Source organism: Chiayiivirga flava (assembly GCF_014202825.1).
Lineage (GTDB): Bacteria > Pseudomonadota > Gammaproteobacteria > Xanthomonadales > Xanthomonadaceae > Chiayiivirga > Chiayiivirga flava.
Genome location: NZ_JACHHP010000002.1, coordinates 712177 through 731335, shown reverse-complemented (window position 1 = coordinate 731335; position 19159 = coordinate 712177). Strand labels below are relative to the sequence as shown.

General features: G+C 71.9%; 6 protein-coding genes. 2 read left to right on the top strand and 4 right to left on the bottom strand.

Features of this window, described 5'->3' with window-relative positions; all coding sequences use genetic code 11:
- Positions 1-14 precede the first annotated feature (14 nt).
- The gene (locus HNQ52_RS07555; RefSeq protein WP_183960490.1) at positions 15-7709 is read right to left on the bottom strand and encodes a beta strand repeat-containing protein; all 7695 of its coding nucleotides are present in this window, start codon (positions 7707-7709) and stop codon (positions 15-17) included.
- Positions 7710-8004: 295 nt separating this feature from the next.
- On the opposite strand from HNQ52_RS07555, the gene HNQ52_RS07550 reads away from it, so the two are divergent.
- Together HNQ52_RS07550 and HNQ52_RS07545 are read left to right on the top strand one after the other, a co-directional pair.
- The gene (locus HNQ52_RS07550) at positions 8005-9825 is read left to right on the top strand and encodes a monovalent cation:proton antiporter-2 (CPA2) family protein (protein WP_183960489.1); all 1821 of its coding nucleotides are present in this window, start codon (positions 8005-8007) and stop codon (positions 9823-9825) included.
- A gap of 109 nt (positions 9826-9934) precedes the next feature.
- Positions 9935-13969, top strand: coding sequence for a M36 family metallopeptidase (locus HNQ52_RS07545; RefSeq protein ID WP_183960488.1), 4035 nt, complete (start codon positions 9935-9937; stop codon positions 13967-13969).
- A gap of 126 nt (positions 13970-14095) precedes the next feature.
- On the opposite strand, the gene HNQ52_RS07540 is transcribed toward HNQ52_RS07545, so the two are convergent.
- From HNQ52_RS07540 to pepP, 3 genes are all read right to left on the bottom strand, one after another.
- Positions 14096-17485 carry an ankyrin repeat domain-containing protein gene (locus tag HNQ52_RS07540; protein WP_183960487.1) on the bottom strand — a complete coding sequence of 1130 codons (3390 nt, stop codon included), beginning with the start codon at positions 17483-17485 and terminating at the stop codon, positions 14096-14098.
- Positions 17472-17729, bottom strand: a complete 258-nt coding sequence (locus HNQ52_RS07535) for a YcgL domain-containing protein (RefSeq protein ID WP_183960486.1) — start codon at positions 17727-17729, stop codon at positions 17472-17474. The genes HNQ52_RS07540 and HNQ52_RS07535 overlap by 14 nt, the downstream gene beginning before the upstream one ends.
- Before the next feature lie 73 nt (positions 17730-17802).
- A complete protein-coding gene (gene pepP, locus HNQ52_RS07530; RefSeq protein ID WP_183960485.1) occupies positions 17803-19155 on the bottom strand; it encodes a Xaa-Pro aminopeptidase in 1353 nt (450 codons plus the stop codon).
- Between the last annotated feature and the right edge of the window lie 4 nt (positions 19156-19159).

Genomic DNA, 19159 nt, shown 5'->3' with positions numbered 1-19159 from the left:
CATGAGTCGCGCGCTCACGGCAGGCTGCAGTTGGAGAAGCCGCTGCTCGCGGAGATGAGCAGCACGCCGGCACCGGCCGGATTGAGTCCGCCGACGTAGGTTTCCACGCCCGGAGAGGCGGTGGCCACCATGCCGTTGACGCCGAAGGCGTTGGTGGTGGCGACCGCGCCCTGCTTGCGCAGGCCGATGCCCGGATGGCCGCCGCTGCCGGCGCTGGTGTTGCCGGAGATGTTCACGCAGACCGTCTCGTTCACGGACGTGCCGTTGCCCGAATCGACCCGGATGCCCGGGCGCACGCCGGTCAGCGGTGCGGCCACGGTGTTGTTCTGGATCTTCGCGCGCAGCGTGCCGCTGCCGTCGCGCGCCACGGCGAGGATGCCGTTGCCGTCGGTGGCGGACACGTTGTTGCCGGTGATCGTGGTGGTCAGCGACGGCGTGTTGGCGAAGCCGGCCGTGTTCGAGGTGCCCACGCCGATGCCCTGCGCGGCGAAGATGTTGTTGGCCACGATCACGTTGTTGCTGATCGTGGACGTCACCACCGCGGTGCCGAACGCCGAGTGGCTGATGGCGGTGCCGTTGACGTTGGTGATCGGGTTGGCCACGGTGCCGTTGCCGGAGATGTCGAAGTTGCCCTGGCCCTTGCCGTTGACCAGCGCCACGATGGCCTCGGCCGCGATCGGATTGGCGGGACTCTGGCCGGCGATGCGGTTGCCGGTGATGCGGATCACGCTGCTCCCCGACCCTGCGGTGCCGAACAGCGGCGTCGGCCCTGCCGCGTTGGCATTGCCGCCCTGCGCCTGGATGCCCACGCCGCCGGGGAAGTTGCTGATCACGTTGTTGGCGAGCGTGGCGCTGGTGACGCTGGCGGCCGTGGTCGCCGAGCCGAACGCGATCAGGCGGATGCCCGAGCCCTGCGAGGTGGCCGCAACGGTGCTGCTGGTGATCGTGTTGTTCGACACCGTGACATCGGCCAGCGTGCCGGCATAGTTGAAGATGTCCACGCCGTGGTAGCGCGCGTTGGTCAGCGTGTTGCCGGTGATGACGACCGTGCCGCTGAGGTTGTTTTCGAGGCCGGCGGCGGTGTCGTTGAAACCGATGTTCGACGCGTCCACGAGGCCGCCGATGCCGGAGTTGTCGATACTGCCGTTGATGAAGCTGAACCCGTCGGTGCGGCTGCCGCTGACGCCGTCGCCGACGGTGTTCTGGATCTGCATGAAGGCGAACGACGGCGCCGCGGTGGTGAGCAGCTGGATGCCGTGGCTGCTGGTGTTGGCGATGGTGCCGCCGCTGCCGGGCGCGCCGGTGCCGGTCACCACGAGGCCGCCGAGCGTGCCGGTGTTCTGCAGCAGGATGCCGTTGACGGCGCCGCCGAAGCTGGAGACCGCCGTGAAGTTGAGATCCTGCGCGGCGATGGTGGTGTTCTGCACCAGGATCGCCGTCCCCACCGTCGTGACGGCATTGCCGCGGATGATGTCGCCGATGCCGAGCGTGCCGGCGTTCGACGCGCGCAGTGCGGTGGTGTCGCTGCTGGTGACGCGGCTCCAGCGCGGCAGCGACCAGCTGCCGGTGTTGTCGACCAACTGCACGCCGCCGCCCGATTCGCCGGCATCGTCGTGATCGAGGAGAAGCTCCTGGCCGAGCGTGAAGGTGCCGGGCGTGGTGCTGTTGCTGATCTGCACGGCGGGGACGCCGGCGCCCAGTGCGCCGTTGGTGAACAGCGTGCCGATGGTGCTGCCGGACAGCGTCATGCCGTCGATGCGTATCGCCCTGCCGGCCGTGGTGGTCACGTCGAACTGGCCGTTGATCGTCAGATTGCCGCCGCCGTTCGCCGAGAGGCCGGTGCCGCTGGTGGTTGTCAGGGCGGTGTTGCCACTGAAATTCAGCGTGGCGCCGGCGTTGCCGCTGAGCAGGATGGCGGTATTGGCCGCCGAGCCGCTGATCGCCTTGGCGCCGGTGAAGCTCAGGGTACCGCCGCTGCGCCCGGCGACGCGGACGCCGACGTTGCCGCCGCCGCTGCCGCAGGCGCCGGTGCAGGCGAAGGCGCCGCCGAGCGTCAGGTTGCCGGACGCACCGCCCGTCACGTCGAGCAGGAAACCGGCGGCGGTCTTGCCCAGATCACCGGCGTAGCTCGTGCTGCCGAGCGTGCCGCCGGCCTGGAACGTCGTGCCGCTGTGGCCCGAGAGGGTGCCGGTGCCGAAGTCGAAGGTGCCGCTGAGGTTGCTGAGCACGATGCCGTTGGCGCCGCCCGTGGACCGCGTCGAGGTGAACGACACGCCGGCCGCACTCGCACCCGTGCCGTTGAAGTTGGCGGCGGTGGTGCTGGCGTCGATGCTCGTTTCGGCCACCTCGATGCCGCTGACCGCGCCGGCGCTGATGGCCGTGCCGCTGCCTGCGGTGAGCGTCACGCCGCGCAGCACGCCGCCGTTGCCGCCGAACGTGACGCCGCCGCCGAGCGACGGCGACGGGCCCGACGCGGGCAGCGCGTCCAGCTGGCCGTTGCCGGGCACGACGACGCCGAGCAGGCTCGCGAAGCCGCCGCTGGCGGCCTGGCCAATGACCTGTTCGTTCGCGTTCAACGTATGTCCCGCGGCGTAGCTGCCGCTGGCGACGAAGATGCGATCGCCGGTGCCGCGCCCGCCCGGAATCGCGGCGAGCGAGGTGAACGGGTCGGCAAGTCCGCCGTCACCGCCACCGGCGGCGCCGGCATCCACGAACCACAGCTCCGGGCCGGTGACGTTGATCGACACCGTCTGCGGCGCGCTGCACTGCACCGGACCGACCGGCGCGCCGTCGTCGCAGATGCGGAACTGGAAGCTGCCGCCGCCGCTGAAACCGCCCGGCGGGTCATAGCGGAAGCTGCCGGTGGCGGCGTCGGTGAGCGTGACCTGCGCGCCGGCCGGCAGGAACGAACCGGCGACCAGCTGCGCGCTGAGCGCGGCCGGGGCGTCGTCCGGATCGGAGGCGCCGTCGAGCAGCTCGCCGGTGTGGCTGGCCGCGACGATGTTCAGCGCGATCGCCGAATGCGTGGCGTGGGTCTTGGGCGTGGCCAGCGGCGCGTCGTTGACCTCGGTGACGGTGATGGTGAAGACCTGCGGCGCGGAGGCGTCGACGCCGCCGTTCGCGGTGCCGCCGTTGTCGCTCAGACGCACGCTGATGTTGGCCACGCCCGACGCTTCCGCGGCCGGGGTGAAGGTCAGCACGCCCGCCGGCGAGATCGCCGGGCCGGCACTGAACAGCGCGGCGTTGTCGTTGGACACGATCTGGAACGTGAGCGTCTGCGTCACGTCCGGATCGCCGTCGTCGATCGCGGTGGCCCAGGGGTTGATCGTCTGCGCGCCCGCGTCTTCGAGCACGGTCGGGTTCGGGCCGACGAGGAAGCTCGGCGCATCGTTGACGTTGTTGACGGTGATCACGAGGGTCTGCGGCGCCGAGGTGTCCACGCCGCCGTTCGCGGTGCCGCCGTTGTCGGACAGCGTGATCTGCAGCGTGGCCGTGCCGCTGGCGTTCGGCTGCACGGCGTAGGTCAGCGTGCCGTTCGCGGCGATCGCCGGTGCGGCGCTGAACAATGTCGGGTTGGTGTTGCCGGTGACGGCGAAGGTCAGCGTCTGCGCGGCCTCGTCGGTGCCGCCGCCCGGGCCGATGCCGGTGGCCCAGTTCGGCACGGTCTGCGCCGGTGCGTCTTCGTCGATGGTCTGCGCCGGGCCGGCGGTGAACACCGGCGCGTCGTTGACCGCGTCGACGGTAATGGTGAACGACTGCGGTGCGGAGGTGTCGCTGCCGCCGTTGGCGGTGCCGCCGTCGTCGGACAGGGTCAGCGTGATCGTCGCCGTGCCGTTGGCGTTGGCCGCCGGCGTGTAGCTCAGCGTGCCGTTGGCGGCCACGGACGGGCCGGCGGCGAACAGCGCCGTGTTGGTGTTGCCGGTGATGTTGAAGGTGAGCGCCTGCGTGGCGCCCGCGTCGCCGTCGTCGATGGCCGTGGCCCAGCCGGCGACGGTCTGCGCGCCGGCGTCCTCGTTCACGGTCTGCGCGGCACCGACGACGAAGCTCGGCGCGGCGTTGACGTCGACGACGGTGATGGTCAACGTGACCGGGGCGGTGGCATCGACACCGCCATTGGCGGTGCCGCCGTCGTCCTGCAGCACGACGGTGACATCGGCGCTGCCGCTGGTGTTGGTGGCCGGCGTGAAGGTCAGCGTGCCGTTGGCGGCGATCGTCGGCGCCGTGGCGAACAGTCCCGGGTTGGTGTTGCCGCTGACGACGAAGGTGGCGATCTGGCCGGCTTCGTTCGCGGGCCCCGCGCTGATCGCCGTGGCCCACGGAATGGTCTGCGCGCCGGCGTTTTCGAGCATGGACACGGGCGCGCCGGGAATGAAGCTCGGCGCGTCGTTGACCGCGGTGACGGTGATGGTGAAGCTCTGCGGTGCGCTGGTGTCGACGCCGCCGTCGGCGGTGCCACCGTCGTCCGACAACGTCGCGGTGATCGTGGCGACGCCGTTGGCATCGGCCGCCGGCGTGTAGGTGAGCGTGCCGGTGGCGGGATCGATGGCCGGCGCGACGGCGAACAGCGCCGCATTGCTGTTGCCGGTGATATTGAAGGTCAGCGCCTGGGTGACGCCGGCATCGCCGTCGTCGATACCCGTGGCCCAGCCTGCGACGGTCTGCGCGCCGGCGTCTTCGAGCACGATCTGCGGCGGGCCGGCGGTGAAGCTCGGCGCGTCGTTGACGTTGTTGATGCTGATGGTGAAGGTCTGCGGCGCGCTGGTGTCGACACCGCCGTCGGCGGTGCCGCCGTTGTCGGCGAGCTCCAGCGTGATGGTGGCGGTGCCGATGACGCCGGGCGCCGGCGTGTAGGTCAGCGTGCCGTCGGGCGCAACGGCGGGCTGCACGGTGAATAGCGACGGATCGGTGTTGCCGGTGACGGCAAAGGCCACGGTCTGTCCGCTTTCGTTCGCCGGGCCGGCGGCAACGCCCGTGGCCCAGTTCGGCACGGTCTGCGCCGGAGCGTTCTCGAGCACGGACTGGTTCGGACCGGCGGTGAACAGCGGCGCGTCGTTGACCGCGCCGACGGTGATGGTGAAGGTCTGCGGCGCGCTGGTGTCGACGCCGCCGAGCGCGGTGCCGCCGTCGTCCTGCAACACCACGGTGACGAGGGTGCTGCCGTTGGCGTCGGGGGCGGCTTCGTAGCTCAGCGTGCCGGTTGGCGTGATGCTCGGCTGGGTGGCGAACAGCGCGGGGTTGTCGGCGGTGACGATGAAGGTGAGCGCCTGCACGGTCGGATCGTTGTCGTCGATGGCCGTGGCCCACGGGTCCGGCGTGCCGGTGAGCGGACCGGCGTCCTCGAGGCTGGTCTGGTCCGGGCCGGCGACGAAGCTCGGCGCGTCGTTCACATCGGTGACGTTGACGGTGACCGTGCCGCTGCCGACGAGGCCACCGCCGTCGGTGACCTCGACGCTGAGCGTGAACACCGGCGTCGCGGAGGTGACCGCGGCCGAGTTGGCGACGCTGATCTGGCCGGTGGCCGCATCGATCTGGAACGCGCCGTCGGTGTTGCCGCCGGTGATCGCGTAGGTGAGCGTGTTGTTCGGCGCCGTAGTGTCCGGATCGATGCCGGCGATCGGTGCGCCGACCGGCGTGCCGTTCGGGCTGGCTTCGACCACGTCGCGCGTGGCGGCGGGCAGCGTCGGGGCTTCGTTTTCGTCGAGCACGTTGATCGTGGCGATGCCGGTGTCGCTCAGGCCGCCGCCGTCGGTGGCGGTGATCTCCAGCGCAAACGCCGCGACGGTTTCGAAATCGAGCAGCGTGTTGTCGGCGACGGTGATCTCGCCGGTGGTCGCGTCGATCGCGAACGTGCCGTCGTCGTTGCCGGCGGTGATCGCGTAGGACAGCGTGTTGTCCGGCGCGGTGGCGTCCGGATCGGTCGCGGCGTAGGTGCCGACGGACGTGCCGATGGCGGCATTCTCGGCCACGGTGAAGGCAGCGTCGTCCGCCACCGGCGCATCGTTCGCATCGGTGAGCGTGACGGTCACGGTCGCGGTGTCGCTCAGCGCCGGTGCGCCGCTGTCGGTGACCGAGACGGTGAGGTCGAAGGTCGGCGTGGTCTCGAAATCGAGCGCGGCCGGATCGGCGACGGTGATCGCGCCGCTGGCCGCGTCGACGGCGAAGGTATTGCCGACGTTGCCGCTCGCGATCGCATACGTCAGTGTCTGGCCGGCGTCCGGGTCGGTGGCCGAGAGCGTGCCGACCGCGGTGGCCGCCGCGCTGTTCTCGGCCACGGTGAAGGCATACGCGGCCTGGTCGAACACCGGCGCGTCGTTCTGGTCGGTGACCTCGATGGTGATCGTGGCGCTGGCGTCGAGCGACGGCGTGCCGCCGTCGGACACCTGCACGACGAGCGCGAACGGCGCGTTCGCGAGCGTGACCGCGGCGCTGCTCGCCACGGTGATGGCGCCGGAGTTCGCGTCGATGGCGAACGCGCCGCCGGTGTTGCCGCCGGTGATCGCGAACGTCAGCGTCGCGTTCGGTGCGCTCGAATCCGGATCGCTTGCCACCACGGCCGCGACGGCGGTGCCGTCGGGCGCGTTTTCCGACACGGCGAAGGTCTGCGCGTCGATCTGCGGGGCTTCGTTGACGTCGTCCAGGTCGATGGTGATCGTGGCGGTGGCACTGAGCGCGGGGTCGCCGTCGTCGGTGGCGGTGACGGTGAGGGCAAAGGTGGCGCCGGCTTCGAAATCGAGCGCGGCGGCGTTCGCCACCGAAATCGCGCCGGTGGCGGCATCGATGGCAAACGCATTGCCGGTGTTGCCGCCCGTGATCGCGTAGGTCAGCGTCTGGCCCGCGTCCGGGTCGGTGCCGGCGATGCTGCCGACGGCCGTGCCGGCGGCGCTGTTCTCGGCCAGCGTGAAGGTCTGCGGATCGAGCGTCGGCGCCTGGTTGGCGGTCGGTTCCAGATCGCGCACGTCGATGCGCACGTGCAGGCGCGCGTTCTCGGTGGCCGCGAACACCGCCACGATGTCGATCTGCGCGGAGCCGTCGCTGGCGTCGTTGGCCGGATCGGTGGCGACGGGCGCCTCGCCGGTCCAGTCGATGATCTGGCCGTCGGCGACGAAGTTGGCCGCCCATGCCACACCCGCGCCCATCATCACGATCACGACCAGCGTGCCGCCGACGCCCGGATGCCGGCGCGCCAGCCACACGGTCAAACCGACGAGCAGCAGCAGCGTCAGCCAGCCGGTGGCCGGAATGACGGCGGGTTCGATCGGGGTCGGGCCCGGCGGTTCGACGGTGCCGGGCAGCGTGACCGTCGTCAGCACCAGGTCGGCGCCCGCGGCGTTGCTCGACACGAACGCGGCCGGCACCGTGCCGCCGTCGCCCAGGCCCGCGAGTGCGGTCGAGAACTCGACCACATCGGCGCCACCGCTGCCGAGGTTCAGGCCCACCGGGTAGCCGGCCGGCTGCGCCTGCGCGGCGCCGAAGGCGGCGCCGTCGCACAGCGCGCGCGTGACCGTCTGCACCTGCGGCGGGTCGCCGTCGACGGTCGCGCGCAGACGCAGCTCCATGCCCGCGACGCTGCCGGCATCGGTGACCACGCTGCAGCCGGTGGACGCATCGGCATCCAGATCCAGGTACACCTCGTGCACGGTGGATTGCGCGATGGCCTGCGTCGCCCACAGCGACAACAGGACCGCGACGATGCGGAAACCGGTCTTCATGTTTTGCCCCTTGCCCCAAAAAACGGCGCGCCATCCCGGCGCGGCGTGTGGATATCGCCAGTCTAACGCGATGCTGGCCCCGATGCGCATGCTGCCTGCCGCGCGGTCGCCGCACCTTGCGCCACGTCGCGGTTCGCGACTCGGCGGCGAGACGTCGTTCACGGTTACCGGCAAAGACGGCGCGATCCCGTCATCGGCCCTTGCATTTGCCACAATCCCCACCCATCCGCTGCACGAACGCCTGCGCAGGCCTGCGGGTCGGACACCGCAGCCACGCAACGCACGGAGCGCCACCATGAGCGACCACGGAACCCTCGAACTGGCGCTGGTCTTCCTGCTCGCCGCCGTGATCGCGGTGCCGCTGTTCCGCCGCCTGGGCCTTGGCGCCGTGCTCGGTTACCTCGCCGCCGGCGTGGTGCTGGGCCCGGACGTGCTGCGCGTGGTCAGCAATGCCGACAGCGTGCTCGCGGCCTCGGAGCTTGGCGTTGTGATGCTGCTGTTCGTGATCGGACTGGAACTGTCGCCGGCGCGGCTGTGGGTGATGCGGCGCCAGGTGTTCGGCATGGGCGGGCTGCAGGTGCTGCTGTCGGCGCTGCTGCTGGGCGTGTGCGGCTTGCTGTACGGGCTGGGATGGAAGGCCAACCTCGTCATCGGGCTGGGGCTTGCGCTGTCGTCCACGGCGGTGGGATTGCAGTTGCTGGCCGAACGCAAGGAGCTCACCACCGGCTACGGCCGGCTCGCGTTCGCGATCCTGCTGTTCCAGGACCTGGTCGCGATTCCGCTGCTGGCGCTGATTCCGATCCTCGGCGAAGCCAAGGCGCTGGAACAGGCCGCACCGTCGCCCGCGGCGCTGGCCAAGGCGTTTGCGGTGATCCTCGCGGTGGTGGTCGGCGGCCGCTATCTGCTGCGGCCGGTGCTGCGCTGGGTGGCGCGGGTGCGCATGGTGGAGGTGTTCACCGCGACCGCGCTGCTGGTGGTGGCCGGCAACGCGTGGCTGATGGACCAGGCCGGCCTCTCGATGGGCCTGGGCGCGTTCCTCGCCGGCGTGCTGCTGGCCGATTCCGAATACCGCCACGCGCTCGAGGCGCACATCGAGCCGTTCAAGGGCCTGCTGCTCGGCCTGTTCTTCATGGCCGTGGGCATGAGCATCGACCTCGACCGGGTGATGGACGAGCCGGGCATCGTCGCGCTGTGGGTGGCGGGGCTGCTCGCGCTGAAGATGCTGGTGCTGGTCGGCGTCGGACGCGCGGCGCGGCTGGATACGCGCAACGCGCTGCTGCTCGGCACGGTGCTCGGGCTGGGGGGCGAATTCGCCTTCGTGGTGTTCGGCGAAGCGTTCAAGGAAGGCCTCATCGACGCCGCGCTGCGCGACCGCCTGCTCGCCGTCGTGGCGCTGACGATGGCGGTGACGCCGCTGTGCCTGCTGGCGGTGGATCGCCTGCTTGGCGGTCGGCGCGAGGCGTCCACGCGCGAACGGCGCGCGTTCGACACCATCCGCGTCGACGCGCCGCGCGTGATCGTGGCCGGTTTCGGCCGCATGGGGCAGATCGTGGCGCGCATGCTGCGGGCGCAGAAGATCACGTTCGTGGCGCTGGAGAACAGTCCGGAACAGGTCGACCTGTCGCGTCGCTTCGGCAGCACGCTGTATTTCGGCGATCCGGCCAGCGTCGAACTGCTGCGCTCGGCCGGCGCCGAACACGCCGAGATCTTCGTGCTCACCACCGACGATCCGGACGCCAACATCCGCATCGCGCGGATGGTCAAGCGCAGTTTCCCGCACCTGCGCATCTACGCCCGCGCGCGCAACCGCCAGCACGTGTTCAAGCTCATGGACCTGGACGTGAACGTGGTGCGCGAAACCTTCCACTCCAGCCTGGAGCTGGGCGAACGCGTGCTGTGCGCGCTGGGCCTGTCGCCCGAAGACGCGCGGCTGCGGCGCGAGCGTTTCGAGGAACACGACGAACGTCTGCTGCACGACCAGCACCTGATCTACGACGACGAAGCCGCGTTGATCGCGTCCAACAAGGAAGCGCTGCGCGAGCTCGAACACCTGTTCGACGCCGACGAGCTCTCCGCCGCGGCGGCCTCCGCCCCGCCGCGCGGCGACACCGCCTGAACGGCCGTTGCGGCTGCCGGCGCGCGCCGCCACAATCGCGATCGCTGCCGGGGGCAGCCGGCGCCGCGGGCACCTTCCGCGGCGACTCGCCATCCAGGGGACATCCTTCATGCATCGATCCATCCGGGGCTCCGGCCCGTACGTCCGTGCCCGGCTCGCGGCGGCGTGCCTTGCGTTGTTGTGCGGCGCCGCGTCGGCGCAAAGCACCGAGGGCTTCGATGCGCTGAGCCGCACCGCGGCGGCGCGCGATGCCGCGGGGTCCGCGCCGCGGATCGATGCGTCCGCGCTGCGCCGGCTCGACGTGCACGGCCACCACGACGAGCGCCTGGGCGTGCCGAACTTCCTGTGGGTGGGCGATGCGTCGCCGGCACGCGCCGTGTCCGCGCGCGGCGCCGATCCGGTGCGCGCCGCGCGCGACCAACTGCGCACGCTGGCGCCGCTGTACCGCCTGAGCGACGCCGAGATCGACGCGCTGGAGGCCTACGACCGCCAGACCATGCCGGGCGGCGCACAGCTGGTGCGGTTGCGCCAGCGCATCGACGGCATCGACGTGTTCCGCGATTCGATGACCCTGCTCAGCGACGCCGACGGTCGCCTCACGGCGGTGTCGGGCTATCTGCTCGGCGACACGCGCAGCCGGCGCGACGCCTCGACCGCGGCGCACGGCTTCGTGCTCGACGCGCAGGACGCCATCGCACGCGTGCTCGACGACCACGGCCTCGACGGCGCTCCGCTGGCGGCCGCGCTGCAGGCACAGACCCTGCGCGCCGATGCCGGCGGCTACACCCGCTACACCCTGCCCGTGCCGGCGCAGACCGGCGATGCGCTGCGCGTGCTGCAGCCGCCGCGGGTCAAGCCGGTGTGGTTCCGCATGCCCGAAGGCCTGGTGCCGGCGTGGTACGTGGAAAGCGAGGTGGACACCGTGGCCGGCGCGCACTGGCTGGCGCACGTGATCTCGGCCAAGGACGGCAGCCTGCTGTTCCGCAAGGACCTGGTGGCCGAGGCCGCATTCACCTACCGGGTGTGGGCCGAAACCGGCGGCGATTTCCGCCCGTACAACGGACCGGTGGCGCGCACCTGGCATCCGCACCCGACCGGCACGCCGGACAACACCCAGCCGCCGTTCATCGCACCCGCGCTCGTCACGCTGCAGAACGCACCGTTCAGCGAAAACGACCCGTGGCTGGCGGACGGCGCCACCGAAACGCGCGGCAACAACGTCGACGCCTTCGCCAACATCACCGCGCCGGACGACTACAACGTCGGCGACATCCGCGCCGCGGCCACCGCGCCCGGCACCTTCGACCGCACCTACAACGTGGCGCAGGCGCCGAACACCAACACCGACCAGATCCAGGCCGCGGTCACGCAGCTGTTCTACGTCAACAACTGGCTGCACGACGCCTACTACGACGCCGGCTTCGACGAAGCCGCCGGCAACGCCCAGGTCGACAACTTCGGCCGCGGCGGCATCGGCGGCGACGACATCCGCGCCCAGGGCCAGGACTACGCCAGCACCAGCAACGCCAACATGGCCACGCCCGCCGACGGCGCCCGTCCGCGCATGCGCATGTACGTCTTCCCCGTGGGCGGGGAAGTGACGCGCGACGGCACCATCGACAACGCCATCGTCGCGCACGAATGGGGCCACTACATCAGCAACCGCCTGATCGGAAACGCCGCGGGCCTGAGCAATCTGCAGGGCGGCGGCATGGGCGAGGGCTGGGGCGATTTCCATTCGCTGCTGATGACCGTGGTGCCGGAAACCGGCCCCAACGCATACACCGGCGCGTACAGCGTGGCCGGCTACGCCACCGGCCGGCTCGCGCCCAACAACAGCTTCTACTACGGCATCCGGCGCTACCCGTACAGCACCAATCTCAACATCAATCCGCTGAGCTTCCGCCACATCCAGAACGGCGTCGCGCTGCCGGTGGGGCCACCGCGCGCGTTCACCGGCACCAATTCGTCGGTGCACAACACCGGCGAAGTCTGGGCCTCGATGCTGTGGGAGTGCTACTCCGGATTGCTGCGCGATTCGACCCGGCTGAGCTTCGACGAAGCCCAGGCACGCATGAAGAGCTACGTGGTCGCCGGCTACAAGATGACGCCGAACGCCCCGACGTTCGTCGAAGCGCGCGACGGCGTGCTGGCGGCCATCGCCGCGCAGAGCCAGGAGGACTTCGCGATCTGCGTCGCCGGCTTCGCCAAGCGCGGCGCCGGCTTCGGCGCGGTGGCGCCCGGGCGCGAGGCAGCGGGCAACATCGGCGTGATCGAAAGCACATCGACGCAGGGCTACGCGATGGCCTTCGGCGACGCCACGCTCGACGACCAGCCCGGCTACTGCGATCTCGACGGCATCCTCGACGGCGGCGAAACCGGCACGCTCGCGGTGCATCTGCGCAACACCGGATTCAGCGCGCTCGCCGCCACCGACCTCACCGTGTCCTCGTCTTCGCCCGGCGTCAGCTTCCCGCAGGGCAACGTGCTGCCGGTCTCGGACTCCGGCCCGCTCGGTGCGGCACAGGCGCTGGTGCCGATCGCGTACGCGCCCACCGGCGGCATCGACGTCATCGATCTGGACCTGAGCTGGGACGATCCGCAGCTCGACGCACCGGGCAACGCCAGCGTGCAATTCCGGGTGAACTTCGACACGGTGCCGCAATCGTCCGCCACTGACGATGCCGAAAGCCCCGCGATGGCGTGGGAGACCCGGCTCGAAGTCACCGCCGACGACACCTTCCGCTGGCAGCGCACGGAAATCTCGCCGAGCGAGCACCGCTTCCTCGGACGCGACAACGCCTCCACCGGTCTCTCGTCGCTGGTCTCGCCGCCGCTGCAGGTGTCGACGGACACGCCGTTCGTGATCACGTTCCAGCACCGCCACCAGTTCGAGAGCGGCAGCGGCGTGCACTGGGACGGCGGCATCGTCGAGCTGAGCACGGACGACGGCGCCAGCTGGATCGACATCGGCCCGTCCGCCGTGCCGACCTACAACGGCGTGCTGACCGATCAGAGCAACAACCCGATCGAAACCCGCAGCGCCTACGTCAACACCAGCACCGGCTATCCCGCGATGAGCCCGGTCACGATCGACCTCGGCAGCACCTATGCCGGACAGACGGTACGGGTGCGGTTTGCCGTGGGCACGGACGAGGCGGTCGGCGCCGCCGGCTGGGAACTGGACAACCTGGTCTTCGCCGGCATCGACAACACGCCGTTCCCGACGATCGTTCCGCAGCGCGATTTCTGCGCCGACGCCGAGATCGTCGCCGGCGACGGCCAGATCACGCTGGTCGGCACGCCGTTCGCGAGCGGGCTCACGGTGCAGGTGAGCGATGCGCAGGGCGCGCCGATCGCCGGCACGCCGGTGCAGTTCGCCGCACCGTCGAGCGGCGCCTCGGCCACGTTCCCCGGCGACGTCACCACGCTGCAGGTGCCGACCGACGGGAACGGCGTCGCGTCGACGCCGGTGCCGGTCGCGAACGCCACCGCCGGCCTCTACGACGTGGTGGCCACGTTCGGCAGCCGCAGCGTCGCGATCGCGCTCGGCAACGTGGCGCCCGCGCCCGGCACACCGGACCTGCTGCCGGCGTTCGACAGCGGCAACGTCGACGACGACGACATCACCAACGCCGATCCGGCGCAGTTCGACGTGGTCTGCGTCGACGGCAGCACGATCTCGCTGCGCGCCGACGGCGTGCCGGCGGGCAGCGGCGCGGCCTGCAGCGGCGGCAGCGCGACGGTGGCGGCGAGCCTGCCCGAGGGCGCGCTCGCGATCACCGCGGTCGCGACGGTCGGTGGCGTCGACAGCGCCGCGTCGGCGCCGCTCGCGCTGACGGTCGATCGCAGCGCGAACGCGCCGACGCTCGCGGCCGACGGCGCCGGTTCGCCGACACCCACGCTGACGGGTGTGGCCGAAGCCGGTGCCGCCGTCACGGTGTACGACGCGGGCGTGCCGGTCTGCACCGCCGTCGCCGACGGCGCGGGCGACTGGACCTGCGTGGCGTCGCTCGACGGCGACGGCGTGCATGCGCTGCGCGCCGGGCAGACGGACGTGGCCGGCAACACCAGCGCCCTGTCCGACGCCCTGGACCTGGCCGTGGGCCCGGAGATCTTTGCCGACGGCTTCGAAAGCGACTGACGGGCCTCAGGCACGATCCGCTCGCGCCGAAACGCCCGCTGCTGCGGGCGTTCCGGTTTCAGGCGAGGCCCGTCGTACGCCGGGCACGTTGCATGTCAGGCACGCGCGACGCGCGCTCGCCGAGCCTCAGCCGCGCGGTTCGCGCAGGAAACGCGCCATCGACGGCGGTGCGCGGGTGCCGGGCTCGAAGTCGGCCGCGATGTCGACGAAGCCGCGCATCAGCGCGATCTCGTTCGGGCGGCGGTTGAGGCTGTCGCGCCGGTCCGGATCGGCCCCGGCCGCCAGCAGCGCGCGCACGTTGCGGCCCAGGCCGTGCAGTGCCGCCAGGTGCAGCGCGGAAAAGCCGCGCCGTTCCTGCGCACCGACATCGGCGCCGCGCGCGAGCAGGCGTTCGAGCTGGGCCAACACCACGTCCTCGTCGCAACGCGTGCCGGCATCGGCGGCGGCGCCGAGCAACAGCAGCAGCGGCGTTTCTCCACGCGCGTTGGCGGCGTTGAGCAGGTCCGCTGACGCCGGCAGCGCGTCCCACAGCGACAACGCTGCGGCGCGATCGCGTGCGGCGAATCCGAACTGCGCCGCGGCATGCAGCGCGGTGCCGCCGTCTCCATCGCGACGCGCCGGATCGGCGCCGTGCGCGAGCAGGGCCGAGACCGCATGCGCCTGGCCCAGGCCCGCGGCGAGCATCAGCGGCGTCAGGTCGCCCGGCAGCGCCTGGTCCGGCGCGGCGCCGTGCTCGAGCAGCAGGCGCAGCACCGCGCCATGTTTCATGCTGAGTGCGGCGCTGAGGCAGGTGGCACCGGAGTTTGCCGCGTGCGACGCATCCGCGCCGCGTTCGAGCAGGCGCGCGACGAGATCGGCATGGCCGCCGCCGCAGGCGCGCAGCAACGCAGTGCAGCCTTTCGCGTCGACCCCGTCGATCGGCAGGCCCAGATCGAGCAGGCGCTCGACCGCCGCCGCATCGCCACGCAACGCGGCGTCGGGCAGATCGGCCGCGCGCAGCGGCCGTGCCGGCAGCGGCCACTGCGGCCAGTCGAGCCAGCGCGCCAGTTCGCGCCGTCCGGAGGCCAGCGCGAGGCCCAGCGGGGTCTGGCCGTCGGCGGCACGCGCGTCCGGCTGCGCGCCGTGCGCGATCAGGCGCCGCACCGCATGTTCGTCGTCGAGCGCGCATGCCAGCAGCAGGGCCGTGTGGCCGTCCGCGCTGCGGGTCTGCGGATCGGCGCCGCGCTGCAGCAAGGCGTCGAGCAGCTCGGACCAGTGCAGCCGCAACGCGTGCAGCAATGGCGCGTCGCCGGCGGCATCCGGCGCAAAGGCATCGGCGCCGCGTGCCAGCAGGTCGAGGGCGAAGCGCTGCGCTTCGTCCGCGCGCGCGGACGCAGCATCGTGCGCGGACGCGGACTCGCGCGCGGCGGCGGCCAGATGCCGCGCGAGCGCGGCGCCACCGCTCGGTGCGGCGCCGCGCGCCAGCAACAGCTGCGCGGCATTGCGACCGGCACTGCCGCGCGCCAGCAGGCGGGTGAGCACGGTGTCGCCGTCGGCGTCGCGGCGCTCGGGATCGATGCGTTCGGCCAGCACCTGCAGTGCCGGCGGCGGCAGGGTGTCGGCGAGGTCGAGGAACAGTGCGAGCAGGTCGTCGTCGGCGTCGACCAGCAGGCCACGCCGTTCGCGCGCGGCGGTCAGCCGGCCCTGATCGAGCGCCAGGCGCAGGCGCGCCAGCGGCGGTGCGTCGGCGAGTTCGTCGTCGTCGTCGGCGAGGCACGCGGGCAACGCGTAGCCGGGGTCGAGCTGCGCCACGAGCGCCCAGCGGCCGGCGGCGACGGCGTGGTCGAGCGGACGGCGGCCGTCGTTGCCCGGTTGCTGCGGATCCACCCCCAGCTGCTGCAGCAACGTGAGCGCGGCGACATCGCAGCGCCCGGCCTGGCAGGCGATGGCCAGCGCGTTGCGGCCGGCGTGGTCGACCGCCTGCGCGTCCGGCTGCCGCGGTGCGAGCGCGCGCAGCACGGCCGCGCTGCCGCTGCGCGCGGCGTCGAGCAGCGGCGTGACGCCGAGGTCGTCGCGCGCATCGACGTCGGCGCCGGCGGCGATCAGCGCGGCCGCGATGTCGGCGTTGCCCGCGAGGCAGGCCGCGTGCAAGGCGCCGCGCTGCAGGCGTCCGCGCGCGTCCACGCGCGCCTTGTGCCTGAGCAGCAGCGCGACGCCGGCCGGATCGTCCTCGCCACCGGCGGCGGCGATGAGTGCGGACTGGCCGTTCGCCGGCTCGCAGCGCGCGCCACGTTCGAGCAGGAAACGCGCGAGGCGCCAGTTGCCGGTGGCGCAGGCGGTGCCCAGTGCGCTGAAGCCGTCCTTGTCGACCGCGTCGAGCTCCGCGCCCGCGTCGATCAGCAGGGCGCAGACGGCCGGATCGGCGCTGCGCGCGGCACCGTGCAGCGCGGTGCCGCCGTCGGCGTCGGCGGCGCGTGGGTCGGCGCCGTTGGCCAGCAACGTGGTGACCGCGTCCGGTCGCCCGTGGTAGCTGTCGCGCGTGGCCACCAGCAGCGGCGTGAGCCCGGCATGGCGGCGGTTGATGTCGGCGCCGGCTGCGATCAGCGCGCGCAGCAGGCGCAGGTCGCTGAGCAGCGCCGCGAGCATCGGCAAGGTGCGCTGATCGCGCGCGTCGGCGTCCGGCAGGGCGTGCGGGTTGGCGCCGGCGTCGAGCAGGGCCAGCGCCTCGTCGACGCGGCCGGCGCGCGCGGCCGCGTACAGCCGCTGCTGCGGATCGACCGGATCGGTCGGCTCCGCCACGCTCGGTTCGGGTGCCTCGGCAGCATCGGGCGCCGTCGCCGGCGCCTCCGCGGCCGCCGGCTGCAGCAGGCGCTGCGCGGTCAGTTCGATCAGGGCAAGGCTCAGACCCGGCGCCAGCAGCAGCGCGTGCAGCACGAGTGCGGTGCTGCGCCACAGCGGCGACGGCCACGCGCCGCCCCAGCCGACCGCCAGCGTGGCGAGGCCGAGCAGCAGCAGCAGCGTCGCCGCCAGCCCCCCGCGCCAACCGCTGCCGCCGCTGTCGCTGAGGCGGCCGGCCATGTCGATCGCACGCGCCACGGTGCCGCGCTGCCGCACCGCATCGTCCCAGAGGAACACGAGGCCCGGCGCGGTCCAGATGCGCCAAGCCAACAGCCACGTCGCCGCCACGCCCGCGCTGACCAGCAACACCGCCCCGAGCGCGCCGCTGCGCTGCAGCCACAGCGCCGGCCAGCCCACCGCGACGCCAAGCAGCAGCAGCGCCGCGACCCACAGCAGCAGCGCGCTCGGCGCGCGCGCGCGCAGCGCCGCGACGTAGCCGGCCTCGTAGCGGTAACCCAGCGCCTGCACCGCGGCCAGCACGTACAGCGGCAGCGCCAGCACCGGCCCCAGCCCCAGCGCGGGATGCGGGTGCAGCAGCGGCAGCAGCGTCAGCAGCAGCGCCGGCAGGAATCCGAACAATGCCGCCGCGGCGCCGACGCCGGCGGCGTTCTCCGCCGGATCGCGCTCAGCCTGCGTCATGCGCGCCGGGCACCTCGGACGACGGAAACTGGATGTGGAAACCGCGGTCCGCCAGATTGGCGCGCACGGCCTCGCCATCGCCGCGCACCAGCCGGCGCCCGGGCGTCAGATCGAATTCGAGGGTGAAATCCAGATCGCCCAGCGGCGCCCGCAACGCCTCGGGCACGCGCGCGAAATCGTCGCGCTGGGCGAGGAACAGATAGGTGTCGGCACGCCGCCGGCTCTTGTACACGTAACACCGCATGCCGCATCCGCCTGGAAACTCCGCGGCAAGCATAGCGGCAAGTGTCCTGCCGGTGGCGACCGGGCGCGCCGACTCAGGCCGCGGCGCGTTCGCGCTTGCCCATCAACGCCTCGATCGCGTCGATGTCCTTCGGCACCGCGTCGGTCAGCACGCTGTTGCCGGTGCGGGTGATGACCACGTCGTCCTCGATGCGCACGCCGATGCCCTGCCATTTCGCCGCCACGCCCTTGCTGCCGGGCGGGATGTAGAGGCCCGGTTCCACGGTGAACACCATGTCCGGTTCGAGCACGCGGTAATCGCCGTCGATGCGGTAGTCGCCGACGTCGTGCACGTCCAGGCCCAGCCAGTGCCCGGTCTTGTGCATGTAGAAGCGGCGGTAGGTGTGGTCCTTCAGGCACTGCTCGAACGTGCCCTTGATCAGCCCCAGGCGCAGCATGCCCTCGGTAAGCGTTTCCACCGCGGCGGTGTGCGGCGCGATCCACGACGCGCCCGGCACCGATGCCGCGATCGCCGCGCGCTGCGCGTCGAGCACGAGCTGGTACACCGCACGCTGCGCCGCGCTGTAGCGGCCGTTCACCGGGAACGTGCGGGTGATGTCCGAGGCGTAGCCCTGGTACTCGGCGCCGGCGTCGATCAGCAGCAGGTCGCCGTCGCGCAGCGGCGCGTTGTTGGCGCGGTAGTGCAGCACGCAGGCGTTGGGGCCGGCGCCGACGATGGATTCGTAGGCAGGCACGGCACCGTGCCGGCGGAAGGTGTGCAGCAGTTCGGCCTCGATCTCGTATTCGATCATGCCCGGGCGCGCGGCCTGCATGGCTCGCACGTGCGCCTGCGCGGCGATGGTGGCGGCGTGCTTCATCAGCCGGCGCTCGTCCGCGCTCTTGAACAGGCGCTGCTCGTGCAGCAGGTGGCCCAGTTCCTGGAACTCGTGCGGCGGCTGCGCGCCCTGCTTGACCTGGGCCCGCACCCGATTGACCCAGCCGATCAGCTTGAGATCGAACTCGGCGTCGCGGCCGAAGTGGTAGTAGACGCGCGAGCGGCCTTCGATCAGCCGCGGCAGGATTTCGTCCATGTCCGAGATCGGATAGGCATCGTCCATGCCGAACTGGTCGATCGCGCCGTCGGGGCCGGCACGCGGGCCGTCCCAGGCCTCGCGTTCGGGATGGCGCTCGCGGCAGAACAGCAGCGTCTCGCCGTGTGCGCGTCCGGGCACCAGCACCAGCACCGCCTCGGGCTCGGCGAAGCCGGTGAGATACCAGAAATCGCTGTCCTGGCGGTACGGGTAGTGGCTGTCGTTGCTGCGGATGCGTTCGGCTGCGGCCGGCAGGATCAGGATCGCGTCGGCACCGGCCATGCGCATGAGCTGGCGGCGGCGGCGCGCGAATTCGGTCGGTTTGATCGGCGGCGGCGATGTCGGCGCGCGGGGCATCGCG